General features: G+C 63.9%; 14 protein-coding genes. 12 read left to right on the forward strand and 2 right to left on the reverse strand.

Annotated features, from left to right (window positions below; translation table 11 throughout):
- Window positions 1-15 precede the first annotated feature (15 nt).
- The 3 genes from QCE63_RS22920 to QCE63_RS22930 all read left to right on the forward strand — a co-directional run bounded on the left by QCE63_RS22920 (window position 16) and on the right by QCE63_RS22930 (window position 3,426).
- On the forward strand, window positions 16-1,509 hold the full coding sequence (locus QCE63_RS22920) for an aldehyde dehydrogenase (protein WP_309836222.1): 1,494 nt from the start codon (window positions 16-18) through the stop codon (window positions 1,507-1,509).
- 16 nt (window positions 1,510-1,525) lie between these two features.
- The gene (locus tag QCE63_RS22925; RefSeq protein WP_309836223.1) at window positions 1,526-2,293 is read left to right on the forward strand and encodes a pyrroline-5-carboxylate reductase; all 768 of its coding nucleotides are present in this window, start codon (window positions 1,526-1,528) and stop codon (window positions 2,291-2,293) included.
- A gap of 131 nt (window positions 2,294-2,424) precedes the next feature.
- On the forward strand, window positions 2,425-3,426 hold the full coding sequence (locus QCE63_RS22930) for a LysR substrate-binding domain-containing protein (protein WP_309836224.1): 1,002 nt from the start codon (window positions 2,425-2,427) through the stop codon (window positions 3,424-3,426).
- 6 nt (window positions 3,427-3,432) lie between these two features.
- On the opposite strand, the gene QCE63_RS22935 is transcribed toward QCE63_RS22930, so the two are convergent.
- On the reverse strand, window positions 3,433-3,885 hold the full coding sequence (locus QCE63_RS22935) for a YaiI/YqxD family protein (protein ID WP_309836225.1): 453 nt from the start codon (window positions 3,883-3,885) through the stop codon (window positions 3,433-3,435).
- Window positions 3,886-3,888: 3 nt separating this feature from the next.
- A complete protein-coding gene (locus QCE63_RS22940) occupies window positions 3,889-4,593 on the reverse strand; it encodes a GntR family transcriptional regulator (RefSeq protein WP_309836226.1) in 705 nt (234 codons plus the stop codon).
- A 169-nt stretch (window positions 4,594-4,762) separates the two neighbouring features.
- Between QCE63_RS22940 and QCE63_RS22945 the strand changes: the two genes are divergently transcribed.
- From QCE63_RS22945 to QCE63_RS22985, 9 genes are all read left to right on the forward strand, one after another.
- Window positions 4,763-6,037 carry a glucarate dehydratase family protein gene (locus QCE63_RS22945; protein ID WP_309836229.1) on the forward strand — a complete coding sequence of 425 codons (1,275 nt, stop codon included), beginning with the start codon at window positions 4,763-4,765 and terminating at the stop codon, window positions 6,035-6,037.
- Between the two features lie 45 nt (window positions 6,038-6,082).
- On the forward strand, window positions 6,083-7,399 hold the full coding sequence (locus tag QCE63_RS22950) for an MFS transporter (RefSeq protein WP_309836230.1): 1,317 nt from the start codon (window positions 6,083-6,085) through the stop codon (window positions 7,397-7,399).
- 107 nt (window positions 7,400-7,506) lie between these two features.
- Window positions 7,507-7,692, forward strand: a complete 186-nt coding sequence (locus tag QCE63_RS22955; RefSeq protein WP_404990169.1) for a hypothetical protein — start codon at window positions 7,507-7,509, stop codon at window positions 7,690-7,692.
- A gap of 197 nt (window positions 7,693-7,889) precedes the next feature.
- Window positions 7,890-9,488 (forward strand): ABC transporter substrate-binding protein, encoded by a 1,599-nt coding sequence (locus QCE63_RS22960; RefSeq protein ID WP_309836232.1) that lies wholly within the window; start codon window positions 7,890-7,892, stop codon window positions 9,486-9,488.
- An 11-nt stretch (window positions 9,489-9,499) separates the two neighbouring features.
- Window positions 9,500-10,480, forward strand: coding sequence for an ABC transporter permease (locus tag QCE63_RS22965; protein WP_309836234.1), 981 nt, complete (start codon window positions 9,500-9,502; stop codon window positions 10,478-10,480).
- A 17-nt stretch (window positions 10,481-10,497) separates the two neighbouring features.
- A complete protein-coding gene (locus tag QCE63_RS22970; protein ID WP_309836236.1) occupies window positions 10,498-11,430 on the forward strand; it encodes an ABC transporter permease in 933 nt (310 codons plus the stop codon).
- 12 nt (window positions 11,431-11,442) lie between these two features.
- Window positions 11,443-13,131 carry an ABC transporter ATP-binding protein gene (locus QCE63_RS22975; RefSeq protein WP_309836237.1) on the forward strand — a complete coding sequence of 563 codons (1,689 nt, stop codon included), beginning with the start codon at window positions 11,443-11,445 and terminating at the stop codon, window positions 13,129-13,131.
- Between the two features lie 39 nt (window positions 13,132-13,170).
- Complete coding sequence (locus QCE63_RS22980; protein WP_309836239.1) at window positions 13,171-14,382, forward strand: acyl-CoA dehydrogenase family protein; 1,212 nt, start codon at window positions 13,171-13,173, stop codon at window positions 14,380-14,382.
- A 34-nt stretch (window positions 14,383-14,416) separates the two neighbouring features.
- Window positions 14,417-15,760: an LLM class flavin-dependent oxidoreductase gene (locus QCE63_RS22985; protein ID WP_309836241.1), complete on the forward strand. Its 1,344-nt coding sequence runs from the start codon at window positions 14,417-14,419 to the stop codon at window positions 15,758-15,760.
- The last annotated feature ends 34 nt before the right edge of the window (window positions 15,761-15,794 follow it).

A 15,794-nucleotide genomic window follows, 5' to 3' on the forward strand; every position in this document is an offset into this window, starting at 1 on the left:
TGAGAGGATAGACACATGACGACGCATCAGGAATGGCAAAGCAAGGCACACGGTCTCGCGCTCGATGGCAGGGCCCTGATTGCCGGGGTCCGCTGCAACGCAGCGTCGAACGAAAGCTTCGACACGCTCAATCCATCGACGGGCAAGGCGCTCGCCGCGATTGCGAAGTGCGATGCAAAGGATGTGGACCGCGCGGTCATGGCCGCGCGCGAGGCCTTCGAGTCGGGCATATGGTCGAAGGCCGCGCCGTCGCATCGCAAGGCCGTGTTGCAGCGTCTGGCGCAACTGATCGACGACAACGCCGAAGAACTCGCGCTGCTCGAAGCGCTCGAAGCGGGCAAGCCGATCAGCGAATGCATGGGGCTCGACATCCCCGAATCGGCGGCGTGTATCCGCTGGCATGCGGAAGCCACGGACAAGCGTTATGACGCGCTGTCGCCGTCGGGCGCAAGCGTCGTGAGCATGATCACGCGTGAGCCGATCGGTGTCGTCGGCGCGGTGTTGCCGTGGAATTTTCCGGCACTGATGCTGGCCTGGAAGATCGGGCCGGCGCTCTCGGTGGGCAACAGCGTGATCGTGAAGCCGGCCGAGCAGACGTCCCTGTCTACCTTGCGCATCGCCGACCTCGCGCTCGAGGCGGGCCTGCCGTCCGGCGTGCTGAGCGTGGTCACGGGGCTGGGCGAGAGCGCCGGGCAGGCGATCGGCTGTCATGACGACATCGATCTCGTGGCCTTCACCGGTTCAACCGAGACGGGCAAGCGCTTCCTGCGCTATTCCGCCGACACCAACCTGAAGCGCGTGGTACTCGAATGCGGCGGCAAGAATCCGCAGGTGGTGCTGCCGGACGTCGCCAATCTCGATGCAGTCGCGGAACAGGCCGTCGCCGCCGCGTTCTGGAACATGGGCGAGAACTGCAGCGCCGGGTCGCGCATCATCGTGCATGCGAGCCACAAGGAGGCCCTGCTGCACAAGATGCAGGCCGTGCTGGAAGGCTGGAAGACCGGCGACCCGCTCGATCCCGAAGTGAAGCTCGGCTCGCTCATCGAGGAAGCGCACTATCGCAAGGTGCTGGGACACATCGAGAAGGCGCGGGCCGAGGGTGCGCGCGTGGTGTGCGGCGGGCAGGCGACGCTTGCGGAGTCCGGCGGCTGGTTCGTCGAGCCGACCATCATCGACCAGGTCACGCCCGAGATGAGCATCGCGCGCGACGAGGTCTTTGGCCCGGTCGTGTGCTTTATCGAATATGCTGACGTCGACGAGGCCGTGCGCATCGCCAACGATACGTGTTATGGCCTCGCGGCATCGCTGTGGACCGACAACGTCAATCACGCTCACAAGGTGGCGGCGCGCATTCGCGCGGGCACCGTGACCGTGAACTGCTTCGGAGAAGGCGACTTGACGACGCCGTTCGGCGGCTTCGGGCAGTCGGGCTTCGGGGGACGCGACAAGTCGATCTACGCGCACGATCAATACTGCGAGCTGAAGACCACGTGGCTTAAGCTCGACTGACTACAGACGAGGAAGTATGCGGATTGGATTCGTCGGCACCGGCGCGATCACGCGGGCGGTCGTGACCGGGATGATCAGGTTCGAGGTGCCTTTCGAGCGTATCGCGTTGTCGCCGCGCAATGCGGATACGGCGGCGGAGCTTGCGCAACTGGACACGCGCGTGAAGGTCTGCGCCAGCAATCAGGCCGTGCTCGATTCCTCGGACGTGATCTGTCTCGCGGTGCGGCCGCAGATTGCCGCCGATGTGCTCCCCACGTTGACGTTCGAGCCGCGCCATCATGTCATCAGCTTCATTGCCGGCAAGTCACTTGCGCAAGTGCGCGAGTGGATGGGCGACGTGGCCGCGGTGATTCGCGCCATCCCGCTGCCAGCGGTGTCGGAAGGCAAGGGCAGTACCGCGCTGTGTCCACCGGATGCGGTCGCGCGCACGCTGTTCGCGCCGCTGGGCGCGGCCGTGGAAGTCGAGGACGAACATCAGTTCGATGCGCTGTCCGCCGCCACCGCGACCATGGCGAGCTACTTTGCCTTGCTGGAAGAGCAAGCCTCGTGGCTCGTCGCGCAAGGTTTGCCGTATGCATCGGCGCGCTCGTTCCTGTCAGGGTTCCAAGTGGGCCTCGCGCATGAAACCACCAAGGACGCCCGGCCGTACTCGGAATTAATCGGCGAAATGTGTACGCCGGGCGGGCTCAACGAGCAGGTGACCAACGAGCTCGCGCAGCGAGGCACCTACCAGCATTACATCGAAGCGCTCGAACGGATCTTGAAACGCGTGCAGGGACGTTGACGGACGTTGACGGGCGGGCAGCGGGTCGCCATCACCATCAAGACAGGCAATAAAATCAATAAAATGACTCATCAGCGGCGTCCGGTACCGGGCGCTTGCAGATGCCCGCAGGCCCTTCGAAGGTGATCCCGATGCAGAAGAAACAGCAGTTCGCCGACCGGCTGCTCGCGCAGATGCCCTCGTTGCGCGCGCTCCGGTGCTTCGTCACCGCCGCGCGCTACGAAAGCTTCACGCAAGCCGCGGAGGTGCTGTGCGTGACGCAGGCGGCCGTCAGCCGGCAGATCAAGGAACTCGAGGACACGCTCGAAGTGGCGCTGTTCGAGCGCGCGGGCCGTCATATCGCGCTGACCGATGCCGGGCGCATCCTGTACAACGCGTCGTATCTGTCGATCATGAATATCGCGGAGGCGGCGCAGGCTGTGCGGCGCGTGGATCGTCACGCGCTCACGCTGTGCATCTCGCATACATTTTCGGCGCTGTGGCTGTCGGGCCGATTACCTGACTTTCGCCGCCGCTTTCCGGAAATCCGCCTGCACGTGATGGTGACCGAGCAGTTCATGGAACTGGACGATCTCATGGAGCCGGACGTCATCATCACGAAAAATCCGCCGCGCGAAGCCGAGTACGAAGTCGAACCGCTCTTTCACGACATCGTTTATCCGGTATGCAGCGTTCCGTTTCATGAGCGCCATTTCCATGGCCGCACGCTCAAGCCGCTCGATCTGCTTCAGCATCCCACCCTGAGTCTTTCTCTGCTGGGGCGGGCGCAGGTGTGCGAGCACGTCGACTGGCGCGTGTGGAAGAACTGGTTTCAGCAGGGCGACGGCTCGGAACGGCTGGGTCAGAACGATAACTTCGAGAGCAACGACTACCGGCTGCTGGTGGCGCAGGCCGAGGCGGGCGAGGGCACGCTGCTCGGCTGGCATCATCTCGTGCATCGTCAGGTGGAACAGAAAAAACTTGTACGGCCCGTCGATGATGCGCTCGTGTTTCACGACCGCCATCATTATTTGATCACGCATCGCAATGCGCGGGCGCGGCCGGAGTACATGCAGTTCCGTCAATGGCTCGACGATGAAATCGGCGCGATGATGCAGGGCTGGCCGTCCGAGCAGGCGAAGGTCGCGCAGTGATCCGTTTCAGCCGCGCGCGTGCCGGGCAAGAAACCGGTCGAGCTGCGCGGCGAACTGCTTGCCGTCGCGCGGGCTATAGGGTGGCGGTCCGCCTGTCGCGACGCCGCTGCTGCGCAACTGGTCCATCATCGAGCGGATCGAAAGACGCTCCTCGATATTTTCTTCACTGAACCATTCGCCGCGCGGGTCCAGTGCGTGAGCTGTCTTGGCGAGTACGGCTGCCGCGAGCGGAATGTCGGCCGTGATGATGAGGTCGCCCGCCTGCGCCAGCTCGACGATGCGCGCGTCCGCCACATCGAAACCCGCGGGCACCTGGATCGCCCGGATGAATGGCGAAGGCGGCGTGCGCAGGAACTGGTTGGCCACCAGCGTGACAGTGACCTTTACGCGCGGCCCCGCTCGGAACAGGATGTCCTTGACCACGCTCGGGCAGGCGTCTGCATCGACGAGGATTTGCATGCGTCAATGGTCCGTCAGGTAGTCAGGATGGCTCGCGCGGATTTCATCGAGCTGGCTGAGCGTGCCGGACAGATGCGCGCGCAGGGCGGCATCGGCGGCATCGGCGTTGCCTTGCTCGATGGCGTCGACGATGGCGGTGTGGTCGCGCACCACGGCCAGCGTCTTGCCTTCCACAGGTAGATGCAAGCGCCTCAAGCGGTCGATGTGCCCGCTCAGCCGGCGCACCAGATCCCAGAGTTGCGGCACGCCCGCGGCTTCATACATCTGCCGGTGAAACGCATGATCCAGCAGCGCGAACTGCTCGACGTCCTGCGGTTCCAGATAATCCATTTGTTCCGCGATCGTCGCGCGCAACCGCGCGACCAATGACGCCTTGTGCGCATGCGCGAGCGTGCGCACGATTTCGAGTTCGATCGACCGGCGCAGAAAGTGCGCCTGCAACGCCGACGCAACGCTGATCTGGCTCACGACGGTGGCGTGCTGCGGAAAGATGTCGACGAGCCCTTCTTCACCCAGCTTGATGAGGGCGTCACGCACCGGGGTCTGGCTCAGGCCGTAGCGCGTCGCGAGTTCGCTGCGCGACAGTACCGTGCCCGGCGCCAGTTCGAGCGACAGGATCAGTTCCCGCAGACGTTCGAAAACCTGCGGCGCCGCGTGACGCGAGCGGTCCAGGCGATGGGCTGCGCGGGGGGCATCGATATTACTCATATGAATGATAAAGCGTGCTGAAACATTAGTACTATAGCCTGCCTATGCGTCCGTGCGGAGCGGCGCAAGACCATTGGGACGCTTGGTGATTTCCCTACTGACTCACTAATGTATTAGTGCTTTACCATGGCTTCACTCTCGCTTCCGTCCATTCGCAGGAAATATCGCCATGACCCGACAGATCGCCATTACCCACGTGCGCATCACGCCGATCGCCTTCCGCGACGGCCCGCTCCTCAATGCCGCGGGCATTCACGAGCCTTGGGCACTGCGCGCGATCGTCGAGCTGGAGACGAATGACGGACGCGTCGGCATCTCTGAAACGTATGGCGACGAGCCCATGCTGCGCGTGCTGCAACAGGCGAAGGACCTCGTCATCGGCCTTTCCCCGTTTGAACTGAATCAGATGGAAGAGCGCGTGCGCGCGACCATCAGGGCCACGCCGGGCGCCGTGGAGTTCGAACTCGCACCGGGCTCGCACGCCGCGAAGAATGCGCCGAAGGTCATCAGCACGCTGGAAGTGGCGATGCTCGACCTGCAGGGGCAGATTGTCGGCGCGCCCGTGGTGGATCTTCTTGGCGGCAAGGTGCGCGACGCCGTGCCGTATAGCGCCTATTTGTTCTTCAAGTACGCGGAACACATCGACAAGCCTTATGCGCCGGATGCGTGGGGCGAGGGCATCAGCCCGGAGCAAATCGTCGCGCAGGCTCGCCGCATGATCGATCTGTACGGCTTCCAGAGCATCAAGCTGAAGGGCGGCGTGTTCGAACCGGCGCATGAGATTGCCTGCATGCAGGCCCTTGCCGAGGCGTTTCCCGGCATGCCGCTGCGTCTCGATCCGAACGCGAACTGGACGCTCGAAACGAGCATCAAGGCCGCGCCCCAGCTCGACGAGATCCTCGAGTATTACGAAGACCCGTGCCCCGGTCTCGTAGGCATGGCCGAACTGCAAAAGCATACGAAGCTGCCGCTCGCGACCAATATGGTCATCACGACCATGGACGACTTCCGCAAAGGCTGCGAGATGGGTTCAATCAAGGTGCTGCTGTCGGATCACCACTACTGGGGCGGATTGCGCGCCACGCAGACGCTCGCGCGCATGTGCAGGCTATGGGGCTTCGGCATGTCGATGCATTCGAACTCGCACCTCGGCATCAGCCTGATGGCGATGACCCACGTGGCGGCAAGCGTGCCGAACCTGACCTATGCATGCGATACGCATTACCCATGGCAGGAAGAAGAAGTCATCAAGGGCGGCCGCGTGAAGTTCGACAACGGAGCGGTGCGGGTACCGGTCACGCCGGGACTCGGCGTCGAGCTGGATCGGGAAAAACTCGCCGAACTGCATCAACAATATTTGTCATGCGGCGTGCGCAATCGCGACGACCTTTCCCAGATGCGCAAATATCAGCCGGAATTCACCGGTAAAAATCCGCGCTTCTGATTCGAATAAAAAGGCGTTCGCAGCGCTACTCCAGGAGACATCTTCATGAGCACTTCCAGCGCGCTGTCGAGCGCCGTCAGCAAGATCAAGTGGCACGTGTTGCCGCTGTTCGTCGTGATGTTCATCGTCAATTACATCGACCGGGTGAACATCGGCTTCGTGCGTCAGCATCTGAGCGCGGACCTGGGTATCGGCGCCGCGGCCTATGGGCTCGGCGCGGGTTTGTTCTTCGTCAGCTATGCGGTGTTCGAAGTGCCCTCGAACATGCTGCTGCAACGCTTCGGCGCGAAAGCGTGGCTCACGCGCATCATGGTGACGTGGGGACTGGCTGCGGTGGGCATGGCCTTCGTGAAGGGCGAAACGTCCTTCTACGCGATGCGTCTGCTGCTCGGCGCGGCCGAAGCGGGCTTCTTTCCGGGCGTCGTCTTCTACTTCACGCAGTGGCTGCCGCGCGATCAACGCGGCCGGGCCATGGCGGTTTTCCTGAGCGGCTCGGCGCTTGCATCCGTCTTCTCCGGGCCGATCTCCGGCGGCCTGATGCTGATCGAAGGCGCAGGCCTGCATGGCTGGCAGTGGATGTTCATCATCGAAGGCATGGCCTCCGTGGTGCTTGCGGGCTTCGTCTGGTTCTGGCTGGACTCGAAGCCGCGTGACGCGAAGTGGCTCACGCGCGAGGAACAGGATGCGCTCATTGCGGAAGTGGAAGCGGAACAGCGTCAGCGCGATGCCGCGCATACCGTGAAGCCCTCGTCGTGGAGCCTGTTGCGTGATCCGCAGATCCTGATCTTCTGTCTGATCTATTTCTCCGTGTCGCTGACCATCTACGGCGCCACCTTCTGGCTGCCGAGCATCATCCGCAAGATGGGGCATCTGAACGACTTGCAGGTCGGGCTCTTCAATTCGATTCCCTGGCTGATCTCGATCGTCGCGATGTATCTGTTCGCCGCTCTCGCTGGACGTTTCAAGTTCCAGCAGGCGTGGGTGGCATGCGTGCTCCTGATCGCAGCGGCGGGCATGTATGCCGCCGGTCTGGGCAGCCCGGCGTTCTCGTTCGTCGCCATCTGCTTCGCGGCGATCGGGTTCAAGGCGGCATCGTCGTTGTTCTGGCCCATTCCGCAAGGCTATCTGGATGCGCGCATCGCGGCGCCCGTGCTCGCGCTGATCAACTCGATCGGGAATCTCGGCGGCTTCGTGGCGCCCGCGGCCTTCGGCTTTCTCGAGCAGAAGACCGGTTCGATCCAGGGCGGTCTGACGGGCCTGGCGATCATGTCGGTCGTGGCCGCGGTTATCGTCTTCCTGGCGCGCATGGCGCCGCGCGAAGGCCGTGCCGCACTTGGACTCCAATCTCGGCCCACGAAATAACTCGTGACGGCCGGGCGCATTAGCTAAGAGCAAAGCCTTGGTTTGAAGGTCGCGGCACGCGTATTAGCATGAATCGCATCGGGCGCCTTTGCCCTCTGGAAAGCCATATGCGATACAAGGGATACGATGTCGCGCCCTCGGCGCATGCATTGCCGAGCGGCCTCTTCGCCGCCAACCTCATTATCGAAAGCGGCGCGTCGCCGCATGCCGCGTCGTTCACCTTCGACGCGCTCGACTACTTCTTCGAAGCCGATCACGCCGTCGCCTACGCCGCGCGTTGGGCACGGCTGTAGATCGATCAACGAAAGCGCGGATAAGCAGAACGTACCCCCTTCGCTCGTTTCCTCATAAGCTTTTCGCGCCGCCGTGCTTTTGCATATGCGGAACGCTTGGTTCTCTTGCATGTGATGCCGTTCTATCGTGAGCGGCGCGGCAGCATCATGTCGCGCCCCATTCGAACGACCACGGCACACAAGAGGAACGGCAGCACATGGCAGGTTTCAATCGGCGGGACTTCCTGGTTTCATCGGGCGCGGCGCTCGCGTCCGCAAGCCTGTCTTCACTGACATTCGCACAGGGCGCGGCGCCGAAGCGGGGCGGCACGCTCAACATGCTGATCAATCCCGAGCCGCCCGTGCTCGTGTCGATCTTCCAGACCACGGGACCGGCGCTCGTCGCAAGCTCGAAGGTGCTGGAAGGCTTGCTTGCCTATGACTTCGATCTCAAACCGCAGCCGCAACTCGCTACCGCTTGGAAGGTCAGCCCGGATGGCCTCAAGTACACGTTCACGCTGCGCCAGAACGTCAAGTGGCACGATGGACAGCCTTTCACATCAGCGGACGTCGCGTTCTCGATCGAACTGCTGAAGTCGATTCATCCGCGCGGCCGCAGCACCTTCGCGAATGTCGTGCAGGTCTCGACACCGGACGCGCGCACCGCGGTCATCGAACTGTCGAAGCCCGCGCCTTATCTGCTGAAGGCGCTGTCGGCCGGCGAGTCGCCCATGGTCCCCAAGCATCTCTATGCCACGGGCGACCCGTTGTCGAACCCGCATAACAACGCGCCTGTCGGCACCGGCCCGTTCCGCTTCAAGTCGTGGACGCGCGGCGCGAACATCGTGTATGAGCGCAATCCGGACTACTGGGACGCAGGCAAGCCGTATATCGACGCACTCGTCTTCAAGGTCGTGCCCGATGCCGCCGCGCGCTCGGCCGCCTTCGAAACCGGCGCGCTCGATCTCGGCGGAGAGAACCCGGTGCCGTTGTCGGATTTGCCGCGTCTCACGCAATTGCCGCAACTCGCGGTGGAGACGCGTGGCTATCGTTTCCTCGAGCCGCTCTCGGAAATCGACTTCAATCTCGATCATCCGATCCTGAAAGACCTGCGGGTGCGTCAGGCTATCGCGCACGCGGTGAATCCTCAGATCGTGCAGAAGACGATTGCGTATGGTTATGCCGATGTCTCGCCTACACCCATCACGCCTGCTTCGCCGTATCACGATGCGAAGCTTGCGCCTTATGCATTCGATATCGCGAATGCGGAGAAGCTGCTGGACGCGGCCGGTTATCCGCGCAAGAACGGCGGTCCGCGCTTCCAGCTGACGCACGACTATCTTCCCTATGGCGACATGTACCGGCGTCAGGCCGACTATGTGAAGTCCGCGCTTGCGCGCGTGGGCATCGAAGTCACGGTGCGCTCGCAGGATCTGCCGTCGTTCCTCAAGCGCGTGTATGCAGACCGTCAGTTCGATTTCACGAGCATCGGTGTGAATACGTTGTTCGATCCGAGTGTGGGCGTGCAGCGTCTGTACTGGTCAAAGAACATTCGTCCGGGCGTGCCGTTTTCCAATGCACCGCACTACAACAACGCGCAAGTGGATAGCTTGCTCGAAGCTGCCTCGATCGAAACCGACGAGAGCAAGCGCGTGGCGTTGTATCAGCAGTTCCAGCAGATCGTGTATCGCGATCTGCCCATTCTCAATCTCGTCGCGCCGCGGATGGTCACGCTCGCGAACCGTCGGGTACGCAATCACACGGTGTCCGCGCAAGGTCTCGAAGGCAATCTCGCCGATGTATGGCTGGCTGCATGAGGAGCGATGCAATGAACCGCCGCAGCCGCTTCGCCGCGATAGCCAGACGCACGGCATGGCAGGCGCTGCCGCCGATGCTCGCAATCGTGATCGCCAACTTCTTCTTGCTGAAGCTGATGCCCGGCGACGCCGCCGACGTGCTGGCAGGCGAGTCCGGCTCCGCCACGCTGGAAACGGTGCAAGCCCTGCGGGCGAAATTCGGCCTGGACCAGCCGCTGCTGCATCAACTCGGCGCATACCTTGGGCATCTTGCGCACGGCAGCCTTGGCTATTCGCCGCGCTATGACGCGCCCGTCATGCAGTTGATTCTGTCGCGCCTTCCCAGCACGCTGATCCTGATGGGCACGGCGCTCGCGCTGGCGATCATTGCGGGGATCGTACTGGGCGCGGTCATGGCGCATTGGGCGGGCAAATGGCCGGACCGTGTGCTCTCGGTGCTCGCGCTCCTCTTGTATTCGACACCGGGCTTCTGGATCGGGCTGCTGGCCATCGTGCTGTTCTCGGTGCATCTGGGCTGGCTGCCGAGCGGCGGTGATGTGACAGTGGGCGCGAACCTGCATGGCTTCGCTCACCTCGCCGATCTTGCCCGGCACGTGCTGCTGCCGGCCGCGACGCTCGGCTCTTTCTTCGTCGCGATCTATGCACGGCTGACCCGCAGCGCGATGCTCGAAGTCACGCGTCAGGACTTCGTTCGCACCGCGCATGCGAAGGGGTTGCATCCTCTGCGCGTGACGGTGCGCCATGTGTTGCGCAACGCCCTCATGCCGCTCACGACGATGGTCGGCATTCACTTCGGCACGCTGCTGGGCGGCGCGGCCGTGACGGAGACGGTATTCAGCTGGCCGGGCCTTGGCCGGCTCGCGCTCGATGCCGTCATGGCGCGCGATTTCAGCGTGTTGCTCGGCGTGCTGCTGCTGTCCTCGTTGCTGGTGATCGTCGCGAACGTCGTCGTCGATCTGCTTCAGGCGTGGCTCGATCCACGCATCGCTTGACTCACTCACTCTCACGCATGGCTACTCATTCAACCCATTCCGCCTGGCGACGCCAGCTCGCGGGCGCGTTATTCGGCTCGCGCCGTGCGCAGCATGCTCCGTCTTCGGCGGGTTCGCGTGGCGCATGGCATGCGTTGCTGCGCAATCCCTCCGCGCTCGCGGGCCTCGCGCTGCTGGCCGCCTTCATCGCACTCGCGCTTGGCGCGCCGCACTTTTTCCCGGGCGACCCACTTGACATGGTCGCAGCGCCGTTCGAATGGCCGGGTGCTGATCCGCTGTATCGCCTCGGGACCGATTCGCTTGGCCGCGACGTTGCTGCGGGCGTCGCGCATGGTGCGCGCGTGTCCTTGCTGATCGGCGCATCGGCGGCGGCGATCGGACTCGTGATCGGCACGCTAGTGGGCGCGCTCGCCGGCTTCTTCGGCGGGCTGATCGATGACGTGCTCGTCCGCGTCACCGAATTGTTCCAGACGGTGCCTTCATTTCTGCTGGTGATCGTGATCGTTGCGATCGGCAATCCGGGTGTCACGGTCATTGCGTTGGCGATCGGTATTGCCTCATGGCCGACGGTCGCGCGGATCGTGCGCGCCGAGTTCCGCACCTTGCGACAGAGTGATTTCGTACTGGCCGCGCGCAGTCAGGGCTTTAGTCATACGCGGATCATATTCGGGGAAATATTGCCTAACGCATTGCCTCCGGTGATCGTCACGGCGTCGGTGATGGTGGCGAGCGCGATCCTGATCGAATCGTCGCTGTCGTTCCTCGGCATGGGCGATCCGAACGTGGTGACGTGGGGCGGCATGATCGGCGCGGGCCGCGATGCGCTGCGCACCGCGTGGTATCTCACCGCGATTCCCGGGGCGGCGATCGTGCTGGCCGTGCTTGCGCTGAACCTGCTCGGCGACGGTCTCAACGACGCACTCAACCCGCGCATGCGGCCGCTTTCCTGACGAGGTAAAGGCTTGACTCAACTTCTTGAAGTGCGCGGTTTGCACGTGGATTTCGGCGCGTATCGCGCGGTGCGCGGCATTGATCTGGATATCGCCGCCGGGGAGACGCTGGCGCTCGTCGGTGAATCGGGCTGCGGCAAGTCGGCCACCGCGCTCTCGCTGATGCGGCTGTTGCCAGCATCCGGGCGTGTGACGGGAAGCGTGCGTTTCGACGGACGCGACATGCTTGCATTGAAGCCGCGCGACATGCGCGCATTGCGTGGGCGCGACATCTCGATGATCTTCCAGGAGCCGATGACCTCGCTGAATCCGGTGCTGCCGGTCGGCGCGCAGATTGTCGAGACCTTGCGCCAGCATGAATCGCTGTCGCAGCAGGCGGCGCAACGGCGCGCGGTGGAGTTGCTCGATCTCGTGCACGTACCCGAGCCGCAGCGGCGCGTGGCGGATTATCCGCACGAGCTGTCGGGCGGGCAGCGGCAACGCGTGATGATCGCCATGGCGGTGGCATGCCGTCCGCGTCTCCTGATCGCCGATGAACCGACCACTGCGCTCGACGTCACCATCCAGGCGCGCATCCTCGAATTGCTGGACGAATTGCGCCGCGAACTGTCGATGTCGCTATTGCTCATTACGCATGACCTCGGCGTCGTCGCGCAGCACGCGGACCGCGTCGCCGTGATGCTCGCCGGCGAGAAAGTGGAGGAAGGGCCGGTGGAACAGCTATTCACGCGGCCGCAGCATGCTTATACGCGCGGGTTGCTGGGCGCGTCGCTGAATCTGTCGAACGAGGTTCACTATCGCGAATGGAAGCTGCCGGAGATCCGGCACGCGGCTTCTCCCGACGGCAAGGCGGCCTTCAACGTAACACCACTGGTGCGCGTGAACACGCTGCCCGAAAAGCAGGGCGAAGGCGAACCCTTGCTGTCGATAAGCGGCCTGACCGTGGACTATGCGCATCGCCACGGCAAGGGCATGGCGCGCGCGGTGGATGGCGTGTCGTTCGACATCGGACGCGGCGAAACTGTGGGCCTGGTCGGCGAGTCGGGGTGCGGGAAATCCACGCTCTCGAAAGCGATCATGCGCCTCGTGCCGGTCTCGGACGGCGCGATCCGGCTGCGCGGCACGGACCTCGTGCCGCTCGGCGAACGCGCTTTGCGCCCGCATCGGCGGCATGTGCAGATGGTGTTCCAGGACCCGTATGCATCGCTGAATCCGCGCCGCACGGTGGGCGCGATCCTGGAGACGGTGCTGGCGGTGAACGGCGTAGGCGACGCCCGTGCGCGCCGCGTGCGTGCCGCCGCGATGCTCGATCGCGTGGGTCTGCCGAGTACGGCGCTCGCGCGTTATCCGCACGAGTTTTCGGGCGGCCAGCGGCAACGCATTGGCATTGCGCGCGCGCTCATTCTCGAACCCGCGTTGCTGATCTGCGACGAACCGGTTTCCGCGCTCGATGTCTCGATCCAGGCGCAGATTCTCAATCTGCTGGTGGAGCTGAAACGCGATCTGGGACTGGCGTATCTCTTCATTTCGCACGATCTTTCGGTGGTCCGCTATATCGCCGATCGCGTACATGTGATGCATGGCGGTCGCATCGTCGAAAGCGGCCATCACCGTGAAATCTGGCGCGCGCCCCGGCATGCCTATACGCGCATGCTGCTCGATGCCGTGCCGGCCCGACACTTCGACGCGCAGGCCGCCTGACGGCCGGCCGCGCGCCATTCAAAAAAACAGGAAAGAACGATGTCACAAGACTCTCAAGCCCGCAACGCACTGAACGACGCATTGGCCGCATTGCCCACGCTCGCGGAAGCGATCGGCGCGGACGCCGCTGCGCGGGAAGTGCGCCGCGATCTGCCGTTCGAGGCCTTCGCACTGTTTCGCCGCTCGGGCCTGGGCAAGTTGCGCCTGCCGGTGGAGTGGGGCGGACTTGGCGGCTCGCTCGAAGATGTTTTCCATGTGATCTCGACGCTCGCCGCGCACGAGAGCAACGTGGCGCATGCGCTGCGCATCCATTTCGACCAGACCGAAGCGTTGTTGTTGTCGCCGCGCACACCGTTCAACGAAGTGCAGATCCGGCGCGTGGCCGAGGGCGCGATTTTCGGCGGCGCGTCGACCGAAGCCGCCACCTCGCGTCCCGGTGAGATCACGACGCAGCTGCGTCGCGAAGGTAATCAATATCGCCTGAGCGGCCGGAAATATTACTCGACAGGCACGGCGTTCTCGGACTACGCGCGGCTCAACGTGCAGGACGAGCACGGCGATTCGGTCAGCGCGATCGTGCCGGTGCAGCGCGAGGGGCTGCGCGTGATCGACGATTGGGACGGCATGGGGCAGCGCATGACCGCGAGCGGCAGCCTGGAGTTCGACAACCTTGTCGTGCACGAGGACGAAGTCGCGCCGCGCGTGCAATCGACGCTCGTCGGACGTCATGGAAGCGCGTTGCGGCAACTTCATCTGGTGTCGGTCGCGGCGGGCATCGTGCGCAATGTCGTCACCGACGCGAAGCGCTACGTGTTGAAGCATGGGCGTCCCGTGCTGCACAGCGCAGCGCCGAGTGCGCGCGAGGATGGGTTCATCCAGCAGGTCGTCGGCGAGCTATCGGCGCACAGCCACGCGATCGATGCGCTGATCGCCGAGAACGCGCGTGTGCTGGACCGAACAGCTCGCGCCGTCCGCAATGGCGCCGCCGATGCCGAAGCGCACGTGCTGGAAGGCTCGCTCGCGACGGCTCGCACGCAGATCGTCGTCAGCAAGCTCGCGCTGCACGCTGCGGAACGCCTGTTCGAGGCGGGCGGGGCGTCGGCGACTTCGCGCGCGCACAACTTCGACCGGCACTGGCGCAATCTGCGCACGATCTTCAGCCATAACCCGCTGTTGCATAAATCGCGGGTGCTGGGCGACTACGAACTGAACGGCGTGACCACGCATCTGACCGAAGGCCGCGTTTTCTGAACCGGATGTTCCGAATTTTTCTGGAGTTTCATTCATGAGCGCCGCTGCTCCGCGCCAGTTGCACCTGAACATCAACGCGCTGCATTCCGGTTTTGTGCCGTCGGCATGGCGTCTCGCCGATGCCGACCCCGCCGCGTTCATCGACGTGAATCACTACGTGCGGCTCGCGCAGTTTGCGGAACGCGCGTGCCTCGACGCGATCTTTCTCGCCGATAACGCCGCCATCGCCGACCAGCTCGACATGCGGCCGATCACCGCGCTCGAACCAACGCTGCTGCTGACCAGCGTGGCTGCGGCGACCGAGCATCTGGGACTCATCGCGACCGCATCGACGAGTTATAACGAGCCGTACAATCTCGCGCGCCGTTTCGCGACGCTCGATCTCATCAGCGGCGGACGCGCGGGCTGGAACATCGTGACGACGGCGGACTTGCCGTCCGCGCGCAATTTCGGTCTCGACGCCGTGCCCGATCATGCGCAGCGTTACGCACGCGCCGACGAGTTCGCGACGCTCGTGAAGACGCTGTGGAATAGCTGGGAGGATCACGCGCTGATCGCGGACAAGGCCAGTGGCCGCTTCGTCGATCTTGCGCGCGTGCATCCGGCGGCGCATCGTGGACGCTTCTTCGGTGTGCAAGGCGCGCTCAACCTGCCGCGCTCCGCGCAAGGTCATCCGGTGCTGGTGCAGGCGGGCGCGTCCGGCGATGGCCGCGAACTTGCGGCACGTCATGCGGAAGCGGTCTTTTCGGCCTCGCAATCGTTCGATGAATCGCGGGCGTATCGCGAAGATCTGAACCTGCGCGCGGCGCGTCATGGGCGCGGACCGGACGCTGTGAAGGTGCTCGCGGGGCTGACCACGATCATCGGCGGAACTGAAGCTGAGGCGCTGCGCAGGCGCGACGAACTCGTCGACCTGATTCCATGGCGCTACAGCCTGCACCGCCTGGCGGGCACGCTTGGTGTGCCGGCCGATAGCCTGTCGCTGGACCAGCGTTTGCCCGACGACCTTCCGCCGCCGAATAACGGCAACGGCAATCACACTTTTTTCAACGCGACGCTCGCCCAGGCGCGCACGCACGGCTATACGGTGCGCGAACTGGTGCGCGCGCTTGCGGGCGGCGGCGGGCATCGCGTGATCGTGGGCACGCCGGAGCAGATCGCGGACGACATCGCCAACTGGTTCGAACATGGCGCCGCCGATGGCTTCAACCTGATGCCCGATGCGTTGCCGGGCGGGCTGGAAGCATTCACGGAAGGCGTGGTGCCGATTTTGCAGAAGCGCGGGATCTTCCGCCGCGCGTACGAGGGCAAGACGTTACGCAGTCATCTCGGGCTGCGTGTGCCGGAGGGGCGCCATGCGGCGGAGAAGGCGGCCTGAATCGATCCGTGCGCCGAAATCGAGACGTTGGAAT

Origin of the sequence: Caballeronia sp. LZ065, from assembly GCF_031450975.1 — a bacterium.
Classification (GTDB): Bacteria; Pseudomonadota; Gammaproteobacteria; order Burkholderiales; family Burkholderiaceae; genus Caballeronia.

What these genes read in the sequence shown, in the direction of transcription:
- QCE63_RS22970 (WP_309836236.1), top strand. Translation starts at nt 10,498, where the DNA reads ATGGCTACTCATTCAACCCATTCCGCCTGGCGACGCCAGCTCGCGGGC.
- QCE63_RS22980 (WP_309836239.1), top strand. Translation starts at nt 13,171, where the DNA reads ATGTCACAAGACTCTCAAGCCCGCAACGCACTGAACGACGCATTGGCC.
- QCE63_RS22930 (WP_309836224.1), top strand. Translation starts at nt 2,425, where the DNA reads ATGCAGAAGAAACAGCAGTTCGCCGACCGGCTGCTCGCGCAGATGCCC.
- QCE63_RS22950 (WP_309836230.1), top strand. Translation starts at nt 6,083, where the DNA reads ATGAGCACTTCCAGCGCGCTGTCGAGCGCCGTCAGCAAGATCAAGTGG.
- QCE63_RS22955 (WP_404990169.1), top strand. Translation starts at nt 7,507, where the DNA reads ATGCGATACAAGGGATACGATGTCGCGCCCTCGGCGCATGCATTGCCG.
- QCE63_RS22960 (WP_309836232.1), top strand. Translation starts at nt 7,890, where the DNA reads ATGGCAGGTTTCAATCGGCGGGACTTCCTGGTTTCATCGGGCGCGGCG.
- QCE63_RS22925 (WP_309836223.1), top strand. Translation starts at nt 1,526, where the DNA reads ATGCGGATTGGATTCGTCGGCACCGGCGCGATCACGCGGGCGGTCGTG.
- QCE63_RS22920 (WP_309836222.1), top strand. Translation starts at nt 16, where the DNA reads ATGACGACGCATCAGGAATGGCAAAGCAAGGCACACGGTCTCGCGCTC.
- QCE63_RS22985 (WP_309836241.1), top strand. Translation starts at nt 14,417, where the DNA reads ATGAGCGCCGCTGCTCCGCGCCAGTTGCACCTGAACATCAACGCGCTG.
- QCE63_RS22940 (WP_309836226.1), bottom strand. Translation starts at nt 4,593, where the DNA reads ATGAGTAATATCGATGCCCCCCGCGCAGCCCATCGCCTGGACCGCTCG.
- QCE63_RS22935 (WP_309836225.1), bottom strand. Translation starts at nt 3,885, where the DNA reads ATGCAAATCCTCGTCGATGCAGACGCCTGCCCGAGCGTGGTCAAGGAC.
- QCE63_RS22965 (WP_309836234.1), top strand. Translation starts at nt 9,500, where the DNA reads ATGAACCGCCGCAGCCGCTTCGCCGCGATAGCCAGACGCACGGCATGG.
- QCE63_RS22945 (WP_309836229.1), top strand. Translation starts at nt 4,763, where the DNA reads ATGACCCGACAGATCGCCATTACCCACGTGCGCATCACGCCGATCGCC.